Genomic DNA, 16,207 nt, shown 5'->3' on the forward strand with positions numbered 1-16,207 from the left:
GCAGGAAATATCGGTCCGTAAGACTGGATTGGCGTGTCTACCGACCCTCAGAGTGGGCATGGGCTATGTGGGATTTGACCGTGATGGCACCCTGGTAGGTAGGTACTGTCGGTGTACGTGCCGATCCGGATGGTTCGGGTAGATCGTCGCGAGCGGAAGAGGAGGTGACCGGGGTGGGCATGAAGTCCCGCTGCCCCGAGGGGCACCTCACCTCGTCCAGCGTCTGCGAGATCTGCGGGTCGCTCGTGCGCCCGATGCGCGGTGAGGGGCGCCTCCCCACCGAGGGGCGCGTGATGGGCCGCCGCAACCGTGGCCCGCAGACGCCCCCCGACGGGCAGGGTGCCAACGGTCAGGCGCCCGGTTACGGCCGGGGCGGCTACGGCCCTCAGGGCGGTCCCCAGGGCGGGCCCCCGGGGTACGGCCGCCCCCGCTCCTCGTGGGACGACGGCCGCGGCGGCTACGAGTCCGGCTACGGCGAACCGCGCAACGGCTACGGCCCGGGCGGGCCGAACGGCTACGCGCCGAACGGCCGCGGCCCGAACGGCCAGAACGGCTACGGGCCGAACGGCCAGAACGGTCAGAACGGTCAGAACGGCTACGGTCCGGGCGGGCCCAACGGGTACGGGCCGAACGGTCGGCCGCCGAACGGTCAGAACGGTCGGCCCGCGCCGAACGGTCGCCCCACCGGGCAGAACGGCTACGGCCCGAACGGTCGCCCCGAGGGGTACGGCCCCAACGGGTACGGCCAGCCGCGGCCGCCGGTGCCGCCGCGCCCGCAGTACCGCGAGCAGGAGTACCGCGAGGGGTACGACCCCGGCTACGAGCAGCCTGGTTACGACCAGCCCGGATACGAGCAGGGCTACGACCCGCAGGGCTACCCGGGCTACCCGGCGCCGGGTTACGAGCCGGGTTACGAGCAGGGGTATCGCGAGCCGGCGCCTGTCGCTCGCCCGCCCGCCCGTCCGGCCGAGCGTCCGGTCCGACCGGCCCGGCCGCCGCAGCCGCGCCCGTCGGCGCCGGAGCCCGAGGCCCAGCGGTCCGTCTGGGTGGCGGAGATCTGGGTGGACCCCGACTGGTACGACACCCAGCAGAGCGTGGAGCCGTGCCCGCCCGGCGGGCTCGTGGGTCTCGTCCCGTTGCTCGACGAGTCGTTGCTGGTCGGGCGGCACTCCAAGAGCCTCGAGGTGGAACCGGGCATCGACTGCGGCGCCGACCACGGCGCCTCCCGCCGGCACGCGCGGGTCTTCGTCGAGGACGGCCGCTGGTGGGTCGAGGACCTGCAGTCGGCCAACGGCACGTTCGTCCGGGCGGCCGGTGAGCCGCTGCCCAAGGAACCGGTCGAGGCCGGCGAGAAGGTCGCCCTCGTCCCGGGCCTCGAGATCTTCGTCGGGGCCTGGACCCGGCTGGCCGTGCGTCCCGCCCTTCCCGACGAGCACTTCGAGGGTGAGGAGCGCGCGCCGCTGCTGGCCGACGACCAGCCGGCCGACGAGTACGCCGACGAGGCCTACGACGAGTACGACGACGGGTACGCCTACGACGAGGGGTACGACGGCGAGGACGGCGAGTACCGCGGCCCGGGCTACGACCGCCAGTACGCCTCGACGCTGCTCCCGCAGGAGGACTACGGCCTGGTGCCGAACGGTCAGAACGGGCGGCCCGTGAACGGCCAGAACGGTCGTCCGGCGTCGAACGGGCCGCGCGGCGGTGCGCCTCGGGGCCCGCAGCCGGCGCCGAACGGTGGGCCGAACGGCCGCCCCGGCCCGAACGGCGGCCCGCCGAGCAGCCGGGCGCGGATCCAGCAGGCGATCGCCGACCGGGCCCGTGGCTTCCGCACCACCCCGCGCGACGAGGAACCGGACGACGGCATCAGCCTGGACGACTGGCCCTACTGAGTACCGGCCGAAAGCGCTTGCGTGGCAACACTCAAGTGATCGGTCAGCGGAAGACGACCGTGCGATGGCCATTCATCAGCACCCGGTTGCGGGTGTGCCACGTGACGGCCCGCGCGAGTACCTGGCACTCGACGTCCCGGCCCGCGGCGCCCATCTCCTCGGCGCTCATGGTGTGGTCCACGCGTTCGACGTCCTGCTCGATGATCGGGCCTTCGTCGAGGTCCGAGGTCACGTAGTGGGCCGTCGCGCCGATCAGTTTCACGCCGCGCGCGTGGGCCTGCTGGTAGGGGCGGGCGCCCATGAACGACGGCAGGAACGAGTGGTGGATGTTGATCACCCGACCGGACAGGGTCTCGCACAGCTGCGGTGACAGCACCTGCATGTAGCGGGCCAGTACGACCAGGTCGACCGACTCCTTCTCGACCAGCTCCAGCAGCTGGGCCTCGGCCTGGGGCTTGTTGTCGCGGGTGACCGGCAGGTGGACGAACGGGATGCCCTGCGACTCGACCAGGTCCGCGAAGTCGGTGTGGTTGGACACGACCGCCGGGATGTCGACGTCGAGCGCGCCGATGCGGTGCCGGAACAGCAGGTCGTTCAGGCAGTGCCCGAACTTCGACACCATGATCAGCACCCGGTAGCGGGCGCTCGCGTCGACCAGGTGCCAGTCCATCTGGAACGAGTCTGCGACGGCCTGGAAGGCCCGGCTGAGCCGTTCGTGGGTCTCCACCGGGTCGGGGGTGGAGAACTGGACGCGCATGAAGAAGCGGTCCGTGCCGGTGGGACCGAGGTCGCCGTACTGCTGGCTCTGCAAGATGTTGCAGTTGTGCTGGACCAGGTAGCTGGTCACCGCGTAGACGATGCCCGGCCGGTCGGGGCAGGAGAGGGTCAGCACGAACTCGGCGGTCACGTCGGCAGCGTCCAGCCCGCCCGACTCCCGGTCAAGTCGGCACCCCGGGCGTGCCGGACGGCATGCGGAACCAGCCCCCGCCGCGCTCGCTGGGTGAGGCCCCAGTGACGCTCGGTTCGGCTGGGAGTGGATCAATGTCAAGGCACCGTCAAACCTGTCGTGTCCTTGTCCCATGCCCCGGTACGCGGCCCCCCGTGTCCCGTAATGTCACGGTCGCACGTAGACGGCAAGCACACTCGGGAGCACGATCATCGTGGGAAAGAGAGCCAGGGGTGGCGACGTCCCTCCCGGTTCGCGAACCCGCTCAGCCCTGATCAGCACTCGCTCCGCTCGCTGGGAGGGTGCGCTGGGGCCCGCCGAGGAGCTGTCGTCCCGCCGCCGCGCGGGTCGGGCCCGCCCGGCGCGGCTGGCCGCGGAGGCCGAGCCCGAGATCGACCTGACCGACCCCGACGTCGTGCTGCAGGAGGTGCCGGACGACGTCCCGCCGGTCGCTGCGCAGACCGTGCCGGTGCGTGGGGTACCGGCCCTCGAGGTGACGGTCACACGGACGCCCACCAGTCGGCGCGAGGCGCGCGCCCGGGAGCTGACCAGCCCTCGCTCCGCTCGCGTGGAGACGATGGGCACTCGCTCCGCTCGCTGGGACGACGACCGCCGCAGCGCCGTCGACGACGCCGGGGCTGCGGCTTCGGGCTCCTCGCCGGCCCCCGTGAGCCGGCGCGAGGCCCGGCTGGCCGAGCAGCGCGGTGCGCGCCGATCGGCGCCCGCCGCTCGCCCCTCAGAGCGCCCCGCGGGCCGTCCCCGCCCCACGGCCCGTCCCCGTCCCACGGCGAAGGCGACGCCCGCGCGCAAGCCGGGCTCCCGTCGTCCCACGTTCGACCCGCGCACCGGCCTGCCGCTGCGCCGGATCGGCGGTGACAAGCGCGTCTGGGCGGCGGCCCTCGTCACCGCCATGGTCCTGCTGATCCCCGGGACGACGCTGCTCAGCCCGAAGGGCCCCGTGGTCGACGGCGCGCTGATCAGCGACGGCGGCAACGTCTACGGCGACCTCCCGGCCAAGAAGTTCACCACGCAGGACGCGGTGATCGCCGACCACAACTCCCCGGTGCGCAAGCCGAAGGACCTGCAGACGCCGACGCCCAGCCCGATCCCGTCGCCGGTGCCGTTGGGCGGCGACGATGACGGCACCGGCACCGGCACCGGCACCGGTGACGGCCCCTCGACCAAGCCGACGCCGAAGCCGACGCCGAAGCCGACCCCCAAACCGAAGCCCGAGCCGAAGGAGCCGGCCAGCGGCAGCGCGGACGTCACGGCCGGCGAGTCGGGGCTGCCGTGGGCCAGCGGGGCGTACATCCCGGGCGACAGCAAGACCAAGCTCGACGCTTTCGGCGCGTGGCGCGGCAAGGGCATGGACGTCGTCGTGACGTGGGCGTCGCGGGCCAACTGGGGCGACATCACGAACCCCGAGTGGGTGCTGCGGGCCTGGAAGGGCACCCCGTACACGAAGGTCTTCGGCATCGCGCCGATCCCCGAGGACGGCAGCGGCAACCTGAACAACTGCGCCGACGGGGCCTACAACGACAAGTGGAAGACGTTCGCGCGCAACGTGAAGGCGGCCGGCTTCAGCAACAAGATCATCATCCGGCTGGGCTGGGAGTTCAACGGCGACTGGTACGCCTGGAGCGCGAAGGACCCGAAGGCCTTCGCGGGCTGCTGGCGGCAGATCGTCACCACCGTGGAGGCGATCGACCCCGCCCTGCGCTGGGAGTGGACGGTCAACCGCGGCCGGAGCGCCGGCCTGGCCGACCCGACGAAGGCCTGGCCCGGTGACGGCTACGTCGACTACGTGGGCGTCGACTCCTACGACATCTACCCGGGCGTGCACAGCGACGCCGACTGGCAGCAGCACTACTCCGGCGACCAGGGCCTGAAGTACTGGGCCGACTTCGCCCAGGACCACGGCAAGAAGCTGTCCGTGCCGGAGTGGGGCGTCTACCCGGGCAGCGCGCACGCCGGCAACAACGGCGGCGACAACCCGTTCTACATCCAGAAGATGATGAAGTTCTTCAAGTCGATGGGCAGCCGGCTGGCCTACGAGTCGTACTTCAACGAGGACGCGGGGTACTACGCGGGTTCCCTCTACGGGCCCGACCAGAACCCGCGGGCCGCCGCCGCGTACAAGGAGCTCTACAGCGCCGCCTGACCTGGCAGAGTCAGCGGCCGTGGACCCGCTCGCCCTGCCGCCGTCCGACCTGCTGAGCGCGCCGTCGAGCGGCGAGCGGGCGGGGGCCTGGCAGCGTGGGGTCGCGCTCGGGGCCCTGGGTCGCTACGGCGATGCCTTCATCGAACTCGAGGCGCTGGACGGGGCGGACCGCTGGGTCTCGCTGGCGTCGTCCACCCTCGGCTCGCTGCACCGGCAGCTCGGCCGCTACCTGCCCGCGCGGGCCCTCGACCTGCGGGCCCTGGACCTGGCCGCCGACGCCGAGGCGCGCGTCGAGGCGCTGCTCGGGCTCGCGGCGGACGCCGTGGGGCTGGCCGAGACGGACGACGCGGCGGGGCATCTGGGCGCGGCGCTCGCCGTCGGCGGCGACCCGGGCTGGCGGCCCCGCGTGCGGTCGGGCTGGGTGGCGGCCGAGGTCGCGTTCCTGCGCGGGGACGCCGGCCCCGGGCTCGAGGCGGCCGAGGCGTCGGTGCGGGCGGCGCACGAGTCGGGGTCGGGTCGGCACCTGGCCAAGAGCCTGCTGTTCCGGTGCGTCGGGCGGTTGCTGACCGGCGACGCCGGGGCCGCGCTGGACGACGGGGAGGCGGCGCTGCGCCTGGCCCTCGCCCTGGGCACGCGCCCCCTCGTGTGGCCCGCGGTCGCGTTGCTGCGGGCGCCGGGACTGGCCGAGCGGCTGCCGGCCGACCGGCTCGGCGAGGTCCGCGCGCAGGGGCGCGGCGCCGTCCTGGCGATCGCCACCGGCCTGCCGCGCGACCTCGCGGGGGAGTGGCTGGCCAAGCCCGACGTGGCGGCCCTCCTGCGCTGAGGGTGGAGTGTGAGGAACGGGTCATCGCCCGGCGGCTGCGGACGTCCCGCGATCCGATACGTTGACGTCGAGCGATCCGATGAGGAGTGGATTAGGCGTGGCGAAGATCAAGGTGAACGGCCCGGTCGTAGAGCTCGACGGCGACGAGATGACGCGGATCATCTGGCAGTTCATCAAGGATCGACTGATCCATCCCTACCTCGACATCGACCTGCGCTACTACGACCTCGGCCTCGAGCACCGCGACGCCACCGACGACCAGGTGACGATCGACGCGGCGAACGCCATCAAGGAGCACGGCGTCGGCGTCAAGTGCGCCACCATCACCCCCGACGAGGCCCGGGTCGAGGAGTTCGGCCTGAAGAAGATGTGGCTGTCCCCGAACGGGACGATCCGCAACATCCTCGGTGGCGTCGTGTTCCGCGAGCCGATCATCATCTCGAACATCCCGCGGCTGGTGCCCGGCTGGACGAAGCCGATCATCATCGGCCGCCACGCCCACGGCGACCAGTACAAGGCGCAGAACTTCAAGGTCCCCGGCGCCGGCAAGGTGACGATCACGTTCACCCCCGACGACGGTGGCGAGCCGATCGAGCACCTCGTGGCCAACTACCCGGCCGAGGGTGGCGTGGCGATGGGCATGTACAACTACAACAAGTCGATCGAGGACTTCGCCCGGGCCTCGCTGTCCTACGGGCTGGCCCGCAACTACCCGGTGTACCTCTCGACGAAGAACACGATCCTCAAGGCCTACGACGGTGCCTTCAAGGACATCTTCCAGGACGTGTACGAGAAGGAGTTCAAGGCCGACTTCGACGCGGCCGGGCTCACCTACGAGCACCGCCTGATCGACGACATGGTCGCCGCCGCCCTGAAGTGGGAGGGCGGCTACGTCTGGGCCTGCAAGAACTACGACGGCGACGTGCAGTCCGACACCGTGGCCCAGGGTTTCGGCTCGCTCGGCCTGATGACCTCGGTGCTCTCCACGCCCGACGGCAAGACCGTCGAGGCGGAGGCCGCGCACGGCACCGTCACCCGGCACTACCGGCAGCACCAGGCCGGCAAGCCGACCTCGACCAACCCCATCGCCTCGATCTTCGCGTGGACGGGCGGCCTCAAGCACCGCGGCAAGCTCGACGGCACCCCCGAGGTGACCGCGTTCGCCGAGACGCTCGAGCGGGTCTGCATCGAGACGGTCGAGAGCGGCAAGATGACCAAGGACCTCGCGCTGCTCGTCGGGCCGGACCAGGCCTGGCTGACCACCGAGGAGTTCCTGGGCGCCCTGGACGAGAACCTCCAGGCCGCGACCAAGTAGATCTCTGTACCGAGGAGCGAGTTCGCCATGAGCACCACGCCCGTCAAGGTCACCGTCACCGGCGCCGCCGGCCAGATCGGGTACGCCCTGCTGTTCCGCATCGCCTCCGGTGCGCTGCTGGGCCCCGACACCCCGGTCGCGCTGCGGCTGCTGGAGATCCCGCAGGGGGTCAAGGCCGCCGAGGGCACCGCCATGGAGCTCGTCGACTGCGCCTTCCCGCTGATCTCGTCGATCGACATCTTCGACGACCCCAAGGCGGCGTTCGACGGCGCCAACGTCGGCCTGCTGGTCGGGGCCCGGCCGCGCACCGCGGGCATGGAGCGGGCCGACCTGCTCTCCGCCAACGGCGGCATCTTCGGCCCCCAGGGTGCGGCGATCAACGAGGGTGCGGCCTCCGACATCCGCGTGCTGGTCGTGGGCAACCCGGCCAACACGAACGCGCTGATCGCGGCCTCCTCGGCGCCGGACGTGCCGTCCTCGCGGTTCACCGCCATGACCCGCCTCGACCAGAACCGCGCGCTCGGTCAGCTGTCCCAGAAGACCGGCGTCCCGGTCTCGGAGATCAAGAAGGTCACCATCTGGGGCAACCACTCGGCGTCCCAGTACCCCGACATCTTCCACGCGGAGGTGGCCGGCAAGCCCGCCGCCGAGGTGATCAACGACCAGGCGTGGCTGGAGAACGACTTCATCCCGACCGTCGCCAAGCGTGGTGCGGCGATCATCGAGGCCCGGGGTGCGTCCTCGGCCGCCTCGGCCGCCTCGGCCGCCATCGACCACGTGCACGACTGGGTGCTCGGTACCCCCGCCGGTGACTGGACGTCGGCGGCCATCCCGTCGGACGGTTCGTACGGCGTGCCCGAGGGCCTCATCTCGTCGTTCCCGGTGACCTCCGAGGGTGGCGAGTGGAAGATCGTCCAGGGCCTGGAGATCTCCGAGTTCTCGCGCGGTCGCATCGACGCCTCGGTCGCCGAGCTCGGCGAGGAGCGCGAGGCCGTGAAGGCGCTCGGCCTCCTCTGAGTTCCTGTGGTGTGCCCCGCTAGTGGGGGTGAATGTGGCCTCTGACGGCCCGAAATCACCCCCACAAGCGGGGCACACTGCGTTGGTCGGCCCGCAGAACCGCCCTGCGGTACCGAGCCAGGTAGGCGGCGCGGCGCGAGTAGTAATCGGCCATCGTGAACCGCACGATCTCGAACCCGCTGTCCCACAGCGAGTCCTGACGGAGCTTGTCCTCCCAGGGGGTCGCCGGTTGTTCCTCCTGCTCGTACTTCCGTCGACCGTCGGCCTCGCTGATCACTCGATTGGCGCGATCCAGCAGATCCACCCGATACCGGGTGCGGTCGGTACTGATCCAGACCTGCGGTTCCGGTTGGAATCCCGCCTGGATCAACACCGCTCGGTTCAGCGATTCGAGCGCGCTCTCGGACCGGGCGTCGAGATGGTCTGCCACCCACGTCACCCGGGCGCGGCCGGGCCCTGGGGCCGCGCCCAGAATGTGGTGGGTGAGTTCCTCGCCGGTCACGCCGTGAAACCGGGCTGCCGCGTCAGCCACCGCCAGAGCCCAGCCGTCGTCCAGGTGCCGGCAGCAGTCGACGACGGTCCTGAGCGGCGTGGTCAGACGAACCCTCTCCCGCCGGCAGATCTCGTCGCCGGTCAGCCAGGCCCGTCGTTGGAGCACGCCGCCCTGGTTGCCGACCGCGCCGACGTGGATCTCGTCCCGCGGGGTCACCAGGTGTGGGGGATCCGGTGGTCCCTTCGGCAGCGGCAGCCCCCACAAGGCCGCCGCGGACAGGCCGGTCGCGACCAGCTCCGGTGATCTGCGCTGCCGGACGAGGATTCTCCATCGGTGCCGGGAGCGATCGTCGCCGGTCGCCCAGGCGACACCGTCCACGAAGAGTCCACGACCAGCCTTGTGCACGGTCCCCCGATGCAGAGCCCACCGGACGGCGTCCCGGGTCACGCCGGCTCTGCGCAGTTCGGCCGTCGTGGCGACCCCGCCCAGTGCCGCCATCGCGTCCGTCACCGTCACCCGCCCCACGAGTCAAGTCTGGCTGCTCGTTCGCGGGCGCCCCCGAACTTGTCCACAGCCCGCGGTATGCCCCGCTTGTGGGTGTGATTTCGGTCCGTCGCCGTCGAAATCGCCCCCACAAGAAGGGCACACCGCGAATACTCGGGCCTCACGGTCGCCGGCTACCTGGCGGTGGTCATGGTGGTCCTGCTCTTCGGTCAGGCCGGTCGACCGTGGGCCGCCCAGCCCGAGGCGCAGCCGGCCTGACTGATAGGCTCCCCTCGCCGCGACTGGCGTTGAGGTGGGTTGACCACCGGGAAGCGGTGAGAGTCGTCGTCCTCGAGGTCGTTCGCCTGGGCCCGGGGCACTGGAGAGCACCGTCCGACGACCAGGCCCAGGAGCCCGCCATGACTGCACCCACTCAAGCGCAGAGCGTCACCAACGCCCCGATCGAGCAGGCCGACCCCGAACTCGCCGCCGTCCTGGCGCAGGAGCTCGGTCGCCAGCGGAACACGCTGGAGATGATCGCCAGCGAGAACTTCGCCCCCCGCGCGGTCCTCGAGGCCCAGGGCAGTGTGCTCACCAACAAGTACGCCGAGGGCTACCCGGGCAAGCGGTACTACGGCGGTTGCGAGTACGTCGACATCGCCGAGGACCTGGCCCGCGACCGCGTGAAGGCCCTGTTCGGCGCCGCCTACGCGAACGTCCAGCCGCACTCCGGCGCCCAGGCCAACGCCGCCGCGATGCACGCGCTGATCCGCCAGGGCGACACGATCCTCGGCCTGGAACTGGCCCACGGCGGCCACCTCACCCACGGCATGAAGATCAACTTCAGTGGCCGGCTCTACGAGGTCGCCTCCTACGGCGTGGACCCGCAGACGTTCCGCGTCGACATGGACGTCGTGCGCGAGAAGGCGCTGGAGCACCGGCCGAAGCTGATCATCGCCGGCTGGTCGGCCTACCCGCGGCACCTCGACTTCGCGGCCTTCCGCAGCATCGCCGACGAGGTCGGCGCCTACCTGATGGTCGACATGGCGCACTTCGCGGGCCTGGTCGCCGCGGGCCTGCACCCCAGCCCGGTGCCGTACGCCGACGTCACCACCTCCACGACGCACAAGACGCTGGCCGGCCCGCGCGGCGGCATCATCCTGTCCCGCGACGAGGAGAACGCCAAGAAGTTCCAGAGCGCCGTCTTCCCGGGCCAGCAGGGTGGTCCGCTGATGCACGTGATCGCCGCCAAGGCGGCCGCGTTCAAGATTGCGAGCAGCGACGAGTTCAAGGACCGGCAGGAGCGCACCCTGCGGGGCGCGAAGATCCTGGCCGAGCGCCTCACCGGTTCCGACGCCCAGGCGGCCGGCGTGGACGTGCTCACCGGCGGCACCGACGTCCACCTCGTCCTGGTCGACCTGCGCGACAGCCAGCTCGACGGCCAGCAGGCCGAGGACCGCCTCCACGAGGTCGGCATCACCGTGAACCGCAACGCCGTCCCGTTCGACCCGCGCCCGCCGATGGTCACCTCCGGCCTGCGGATCGGCACCCCGGCGCTGGCCACCCGCGGCTTCGGCGACGAGCAGTTCACCGAGGTCGCCGACATCATCGCCGGTGCCCTGCAGCCGACCTGCGACATCGCCGCGCTGCGCGCGCGGGTCGAGAAGCTCGCCGCCGACTTCCCGCTGTACCAGGGCCTCGAGTCGTGGTGACCGCGACCGATCGGACGACGTCCGCGCGGGTTCTCGACGGCAAGGCGGCCCTGGCCGCCATCAAGGGTGAGCTGAAGGAGCGCGTGGCCGCGCTCGCGGCGCGGGGCGTCGTGCCCGGGCTCGGCACCGTGCTGGTCGGTGAGGACCCCGGCAGCGCGACGTATGTCGCGATGAAGCACCGTGACTGCGCGGAGATCGGGATCACCTCGATCCGGGCGGACCTGCCCGCCACGGCGACGCAGGCCGACGTCGAGAACGCCGTGCGCGAGCTCAACGACGACCCGGCCTGCACCGGTTACATCGTCCAGCTGCCGCTGCCCAAGGGCATCGATACCGACGCCGTCCTGGAGCTGATCGACCCCGCCAAGGACGCCGACGGCCTGCACCCGACCAACCTGGGTCGGCTCGTGCTGAACGTCAACGCGCCACTGAGCTCACCGCTGCCCTGCACCCCGCACGGCATCGTGGAACTCCTTCGCCGCAACGGCATCGACCTGAACGGCGCCGAGATCGCGGTGCTCGGGCGGGGGGTCACGGTCGGCCGGCCGCTCGGCCTGCTGCTCACCCGGCGCGAGATCAACGCCACGGTCACGTTGTGCCACACCGGGACCCGCGACGTCGCCGCGCATCTGCGCCGGGCGGACGTGGTCGTCGCGGCGGCGGGCGTGGCGGGCATCGTCACGGCCGACATGGTCAAGCCGGGCGCCGTCGTCCTCGATGTCGGCGTCAGCCGCGTGGTCGGGGACGACGGGAAGTCGCGCCTGGCCGGCGATGTGGCTCCCGACGTCCGGCAGGTCGCGGGCTGGGTCGCACCCAACCCCGGCGGGGTGGGCCCGATGACCCGGGCCATGCTGCTGACCAACGTCGTGGACGCCGCCGAACGCCTCTGACCTACCCCGGTTACGCGCTGGTACGCGCGACATCCCGTGCGTACTGGCGCGTAACCGCAGCGGTCAGGTGAGCTGGCTCAGGGCCAGTTCGGCGTAGAGGGCGGCGCCGTCGGGCAGCACCCGGTCGTCGAACGCGGCGTGCGGCGAGTGGTTGCTCGGCGCGGTCAGAGGGTCGTTGTCGTCGACGCAGGCACCGAGCAGCAGCATCGCGCCCGGCACCCGGTCGATCACGCGCGAGAAGTCCTCGGTACCGGTGATCGGCCGGGACATCACGTCGGTCCGGTCGGCACCGAACAGCGAGTTCGCCACCTCCAGGCCCATTTCCGTCGCGGCGGAGTCGTTCATGGTGACCGGGTACTCCTCGACGTACTCGACGTCGGCGACCAGCCCGTGCGCCTCGGCGACCCCGTGGCACACCTGGATCAGCAGGTCCTTCACGCGCCGCCGCACCGACCGGTCGAACGTGCGCACGGTCGCCTCGAAACTCGCCGTCTCGGGGATGATGTTGCGCCGCGACCCCGCGTGCAGCGAACCCACCGTCACGACGACCGCGTCGAAGGCGTCGACCCCGCGGTTCACGGCGGTCTGCAGGGCCAGCACCATCTCGCACGTGGCCGGCACCGGGTCGCGGGTCAGGTGCGGCGTCGATCCGTGCCCGCCGGCGCCGTGCACGGTCACGAACATCCCGTCGCTGGCGGCCATGATCGGCCCGGGCCGGGTGCTGACGTGCGCGCGCGGCATCATGTTCGGCATCACGTGCAGCGCGTACGCCATGTCGGCCGGGTGCCCGGCGGCGCTCAGCACGCCCGCATCGATCATCTTCTGCGCGCCGTCGTAACCCTCCTCGCCGGGCTGGAACATCAGGACGACGTCCCCCTGCAGCGTGGACCGGCGCGCGTCCAGCAGCCGCGCGGCGCCGATCAGCATGGTCGTGTGCAGGTCGTGCCCGCAGGCGTGCATCGCACCGTCCAGCACCGAGCGGTACGGGACGTCGACCTCCTCGTGCACGGGCAGCGCGTCCATGTCGGCCCGCAGCAGGACGACGGGTCTCGGCTCCTCGGGCTCGTGCTCGCCCGCGCCGCCGCGCAGGACGGCGGTCACCGAACTGATCTCCGAACCGGCGCTGATCTCCAGGTCGAGGTCGTCGAGCGCCTCGAGCACGGCATCCTGCGTGCGGGGCAGCCGCAGGCCGATCTCCGGGCGCTGGTGCAGGCGGTGCCGCAGCTGCGAGAGCTCGTCGGCCAGGCCCCGCGCGTCGTCGAGAAGGGTCATACAGACCTATGTAGCGTGTTCGGGCCCACACCGGCAGTGTTTTGCGCGATCTGCCTGTGACGGCTGGGACTGTCGCCGGGGTGCGGAACAATCGCCGCGTGCCCATCGAGCCCCGCCTCCTGACCGTCGCCTCCTGCAACGTGAACGGGGTGCGGGCCGCCGTCCGGCGCGGCATGGGCCCGTGGCTGGCGGCCACGAAGCCCGACGTCCTGTGCCTGCAGGAGGTCCGCGCGCCCGACGCCGAGGTCGCGGCCGTGCTGGGCGACGGCTGGTCGGGTGTTCACGCCGAGGCGGCGGCCAAGGGCCGCGCCGGGGTGTCGGTGCACTCGCGGGTCGCGCCCGTCGCCGTGCGTGTCGGGCTGCCGGGCTTCCTGGACGCCGGGCGCTGGGTCGAGGCCGACGTGCCGGTCGCGTCCGGGGTGCTGACCGTCTGCTCGACGTATGTGCACACGGGGGAGGCCGACACCCCGAAGCAGGACGAGAAGTACGCCTTCCTGGCTGCGATGCGTACCCGGCTGCTGGAGCTGGCGGCCGACGGGCGCTACGTGCTCGTGACCGGCGACTTCAACATCTGCCACCACGAGGTCGACTTGAAGAACTGGAAGGGCAACCTGAAGAAGTCCGGCTTCCTGCCCGACGAGCGGGCCTGGCTGACGGCTCTTCTCGAGAGTGGCTTCGTGGACGTCGGCCGCCGCCTGGGCGGTGAGGGTCCGGGCCCGTACACGTGGTGGTCGTGGCGCGGGCAGGCCTTCGACAACGACGCGGGCTGGCGCATCGACTACCAGCTCGCCTCGGCCAACCTGGCCGCCCGGGCGGTGAAGGCGAGCGTGCACCGGGCGGCGACGTATGCGCAGCGGTGGAGCGATCACGCCCCGGTGGTCGTGACGTACGAGGTCTGAGCCACCGGAACCGCGGGTAGGGCTCACCCGTTCCACCGGTCACGAGCCTCACCGTGGGAGGAGATCTCGATGGGCTTCCTGGACAGGCTGTTCGGCCGCCCGGAGCAGCGGCAGTACGACTACGACCGGCAGCGCGCCGGCTGGAACGCTCCGCAGCAGCGGCAGGCCTACCCGTACGCGCGTGGGCAGGGGCTCAGCCCCGACGAGCAGGCGGTCGAGCGGTACAAGTACCTGCTGCGCACCGCGCCGCCCGACCAGATCGAGCAGGCCCATGCTGAGGCGTTCGCGAAGCTGACGCCCGAGCAGCGCGCCCAGGTGCTGGCCGAGCTGAGCGCGGAGCTGCCGCCGGGGGAGCGGCCCGCCGACGCGCAGCCGCGGACGCTGGCCCGGGCGGCGACGCGGGCCGAGATGCGCAACCCCGGCACCCTCGAGCGGTCCTTCGGCCGCACCGGCGGCATGGGCGGCGGGATGGGGATGGGCGGCATGCTCGCGGGCGGCCTGCTCGCCGGCGTGGCGGGTGCCTTCATCGGGACGGCGGTCGCCGACGCCCTGTTCGACGACGGTCCGTGGGACGGCGGGCTGTTCGAGACGGGTGACGGCGGTGACGCGGAAGCAGCCGCCGACACCGGGTACGACGGCGGTGGCTACGACGGCGGCGACTTCAGCGGTGGCGACTTCGGTGGGGGCTTCGACGGCGGCGGGTTCGGCGGCGACTTCTAGCGCCGAGGAGAACGTTCTGCCCCGGAAGGCCGCCGTCCGGAGGCCCTTACGGGGCAGAACGTTCCACTCGCGGATCAGCGGTAGGTCAGCCGCCCCTCGAGTTCGAGTTGCAGCTCGGCCATGGCCAGGCGCATCTCGTCGAGCGCCACCGGCTCCGCCTCCGGGGCCTCGCCCGGCACCCGCCAGGGCAGGGTGACCAGGCAGATCACGGCCCCGACCAGCGCGATCGCCGTCGACACGTACAGCGCGGTGTGCAGCCCGTCGACGAACCCGGTCGCCGAGCCGCCGGCCAGGACCGACTGCGCCGGGAACAGCGCCCCGAGCCCGGCCACGCCGACCGCGATGCCGGTCTGCCGGAAGGCGTCGTTGATGCCCGCGGCCAGCCCGGAGTGCGTGGCCGCGCTCTCGCCGAGCACGAGCCCGCTCATGACCGGGTTGAACACCCCGGCGCCGACGCAGGCGAGCATGAAGGCCCAGGTCATCGCCCAGCGCGAGCTGTCGACCTGCGCGGTCAGCCCCATCACCAGCAGGCCCGCGGCGACCAGCACCAGCGACACCGCGAGGGTGACGGCGGGCGAGACCTTCTTGCCGATCTGTGCGGTGGCTCCGGCGACGAAGAACATCACCACGGTGCCCGGCAGGTAGGCCAGCCCGGCCTCGACGGGCGTCAGGTGCAGCACACCCTGCAGGTAGAAGGTGCAGTAGACGAACACGGCGAACATCGACGACGAGATCGCGAACGCGGCCAGCTGGGCCCCGGTGAACGCGCGGTTGGCGAACATCTGCAGCGGCAGCATCGGCTGCTCGACGAGGGCCTCGACGGCGACGAACAACCCCAGCGACAGCGCGGCCCCGCCGAACGAGGCCAGTACGGTGCCCGACGTCCAGCCGTCGACGTTGCCCCGCATCAGGCCGAAGATCAGCAGGCCGAGGCCGAGCGCGGCCAGCACCTGGCCGGGGACGTCGAGGCCCCGCGGGTTCGAGTCCTTCGACTCCCGGACCCAGCGCGCCGTGACCGCCCAGGTCACGAGCCCGACCGGGACGTTGAGCAGGAAGATCGCGCGCCAGTCGACGTGCTGGGTGAGCATGCCGCCCAGCAGGGGGCCGACGGCGAAGGAGCCGCCGATGGTGGCGCCGTACGCGGCCAGTGCACCGGCCCGCTGCTGCATCGACGGGTAGGCGTCGGCCAGCAGGGCCAGCGAGCAGGCGAACAGCACGGCGCCGCCGAGCCCCTGCACCGCGCGGGCGCCGTCCAGCCACCAGATCCCCGGTGCCCACGCGCAGGCCGCGGACGCGACCGTGAAGAGCACCAGCCCACCGGTGAAGACCCGCCGCCGGCCGCTGCGGTCGGCGAGCGACCCGGCGGAGAGGACGACGGCCGCCAGGGCCAGCGTGTAGGCGTCGACCACCCACTGCAGGCCGGTCATCGACGCGCGAAGGTCGGTGGCGATCGCGGGCAGCGCCGTGTTCACCACGGCGATGTCGAGCATGAGCATCGCGGTCGTCACGCAGACGACGGCGAGCGTGGCCCGTTGCACCGCGGGGGCGGGGGTCGGGACCTCGGGAGCGTGCGCGGCATTCATG

General features: G+C 71.9%; 13 protein-coding genes and 1 riboswitch. Of the genes, 9 read left to right on the forward strand and 4 right to left on the reverse strand.

Translation table 11 applies throughout. The features are described 5' to 3' along the window. Positions 1–179 precede the first annotated feature (179 nt). Entirely contained in the window at positions 180–1,892 is a 1,713-nt protein-coding gene (locus tag ACIB24_RS14295) for an FHA domain-containing protein (RefSeq protein ID WP_398281905.1), read from the forward strand. Between the two features lie 43 nt (positions 1,893–1,935). Here the strand turns inward: ACIB24_RS14295 and purU are convergent, their stop codons facing one another. Beyond that, entirely contained in the window at positions 1,936–2,799 is an 864-nt protein-coding gene (gene purU, locus ACIB24_RS14300) for a formyltetrahydrofolate deformylase (RefSeq protein WP_398281429.1), read from the reverse strand. Positions 2,800–3,052: 253 nt separating this feature from the next. Between purU and ACIB24_RS14305 the strand changes: the two genes are divergently transcribed. From ACIB24_RS14305 to ACIB24_RS14320, 4 genes are all read left to right on the forward strand, one after another. Beyond that, positions 3,053–4,999, forward strand: a complete 1,947-nt coding sequence (locus ACIB24_RS14305; protein ID WP_398281432.1) for a glycoside hydrolase family 26 protein — start codon at positions 3,053–3,055, stop codon at positions 4,997–4,999. A 19-nt stretch (positions 5,000–5,018) separates the two neighbouring features. Next, positions 5,019–5,822: a hypothetical protein gene (locus ACIB24_RS14310; protein ID WP_398281435.1), complete on the forward strand. Its 804-nt coding sequence runs from the start codon at positions 5,019–5,021 to the stop codon at positions 5,820–5,822. A gap of 97 nt (positions 5,823–5,919) precedes the next feature. Beyond that, positions 5,920–7,137 (forward strand): NADP-dependent isocitrate dehydrogenase, encoded by a 1,218-nt coding sequence (locus tag ACIB24_RS14315; RefSeq protein ID WP_398281438.1) that lies wholly within the window; start codon positions 5,920–5,922, stop codon positions 7,135–7,137. A gap of 27 nt (positions 7,138–7,164) precedes the next feature. After that, positions 7,165–8,154: a malate dehydrogenase gene (locus ACIB24_RS14320; RefSeq protein ID WP_398281441.1), complete on the forward strand. Its 990-nt coding sequence runs from the start codon at positions 7,165–7,167 to the stop codon at positions 8,152–8,154. A 55-nt stretch (positions 8,155–8,209) separates the two neighbouring features. Here ACIB24_RS14320 and ACIB24_RS14325 read toward each other — a convergent pair whose 3' ends face one another. Continuing rightward, positions 8,210–8,863, reverse strand: coding sequence for a hypothetical protein (locus tag ACIB24_RS14325; protein WP_398281444.1), 654 nt, complete (start codon positions 8,861–8,863; stop codon positions 8,210–8,212). Between the two features lie 555 nt (positions 8,864–9,418). Next, a riboswitch (ZMP/ZTP riboswitch) is annotated at positions 9,419–9,508 on the forward strand. Between the two features lie 41 nt (positions 9,509–9,549). Between ACIB24_RS14325 and glyA the strand changes: the two genes are divergently transcribed. Beyond that, entirely contained in the window at positions 9,550–10,842 is a 1,293-nt protein-coding gene (gene glyA, locus ACIB24_RS14330) for a serine hydroxymethyltransferase (protein ID WP_398281447.1), read from the forward strand. Then, a complete protein-coding gene (locus ACIB24_RS14335; protein WP_398281450.1) occupies positions 10,839–11,732 on the forward strand; it encodes a bifunctional methylenetetrahydrofolate dehydrogenase/methenyltetrahydrofolate cyclohydrolase in 894 nt (297 codons plus the stop codon). Before glyA ends, ACIB24_RS14335 begins: the two co-directional genes overlap by 4 nt. 63 nt (positions 11,733–11,795) lie before the next feature. Here ACIB24_RS14335 and ACIB24_RS14340 read toward each other — a convergent pair whose 3' ends face one another. Then, complete coding sequence (locus ACIB24_RS14340) at positions 11,796–13,004, reverse strand: M20 family metallopeptidase (protein WP_398281453.1); 1,209 nt, start codon at positions 13,002–13,004, stop codon at positions 11,796–11,798. Positions 13,005–13,102: 98 nt separating this feature from the next. On the opposite strand from ACIB24_RS14340, the gene ACIB24_RS14345 reads away from it, so the two are divergent. Then, positions 13,103–13,903, forward strand: coding sequence for an exodeoxyribonuclease III (locus tag ACIB24_RS14345; RefSeq protein WP_398281456.1), 801 nt, complete (start codon positions 13,103–13,105; stop codon positions 13,901–13,903). A 69-nt stretch (positions 13,904–13,972) separates the two neighbouring features. Beyond that, positions 13,973–14,623 carry a hypothetical protein gene (locus ACIB24_RS14350; protein ID WP_398281459.1) on the forward strand — a complete coding sequence of 217 codons (651 nt, stop codon included), beginning with the start codon at positions 13,973–13,975 and terminating at the stop codon, positions 14,621–14,623. A gap of 74 nt (positions 14,624–14,697) precedes the next feature. Here ACIB24_RS14350 and ACIB24_RS14355 read toward each other — a convergent pair whose 3' ends face one another. Next, the gene (locus tag ACIB24_RS14355; protein WP_398281462.1) at positions 14,698–16,206 is read right to left on the reverse strand and encodes an MFS transporter; all 1,509 of its coding nucleotides are present in this window, start codon (positions 16,204–16,206) and stop codon (positions 14,698–14,700) included. Position 16,207: the final 1 nt, after the last annotated feature.

The organism is Spongisporangium articulatum, from assembly GCF_044465595.1.
Classification (GTDB): Bacteria; Actinomycetota; Actinomycetes; order Actinomycetales; family Kineosporiaceae; genus Spongisporangium; species Spongisporangium articulatum.

What these genes read in the sequence shown, in the direction of transcription:
- ACIB24_RS14295 (WP_398281905.1), top strand. Translation starts at nt 180, where the DNA reads ATGAAGTCCCGCTGCCCCGAGGGGCACCTCACCTCGTCCAGCGTCTGC.
- ACIB24_RS14320 (WP_398281441.1), top strand. Translation starts at nt 7,165, where the DNA reads ATGAGCACCACGCCCGTCAAGGTCACCGTCACCGGCGCCGCCGGCCAG.
- glyA (WP_398281447.1), top strand. Translation starts at nt 9,550, where the DNA reads ATGACTGCACCCACTCAAGCGCAGAGCGTCACCAACGCCCCGATCGAG.
- ACIB24_RS14340 (WP_398281453.1), bottom strand. Translation starts at nt 13,004, where the DNA reads ATGACCCTTCTCGACGACGCGCGGGGCCTGGCCGACGAGCTCTCGCAG.
- ACIB24_RS14350 (WP_398281459.1), top strand. Translation starts at nt 13,973, where the DNA reads ATGGGCTTCCTGGACAGGCTGTTCGGCCGCCCGGAGCAGCGGCAGTAC.
- ACIB24_RS14355 (WP_398281462.1), bottom strand. Translation starts at nt 16,206, where the DNA reads ATGAATGCCGCGCACGCTCCCGAGGTCCCGACCCCCGCCCCCGCGGTG.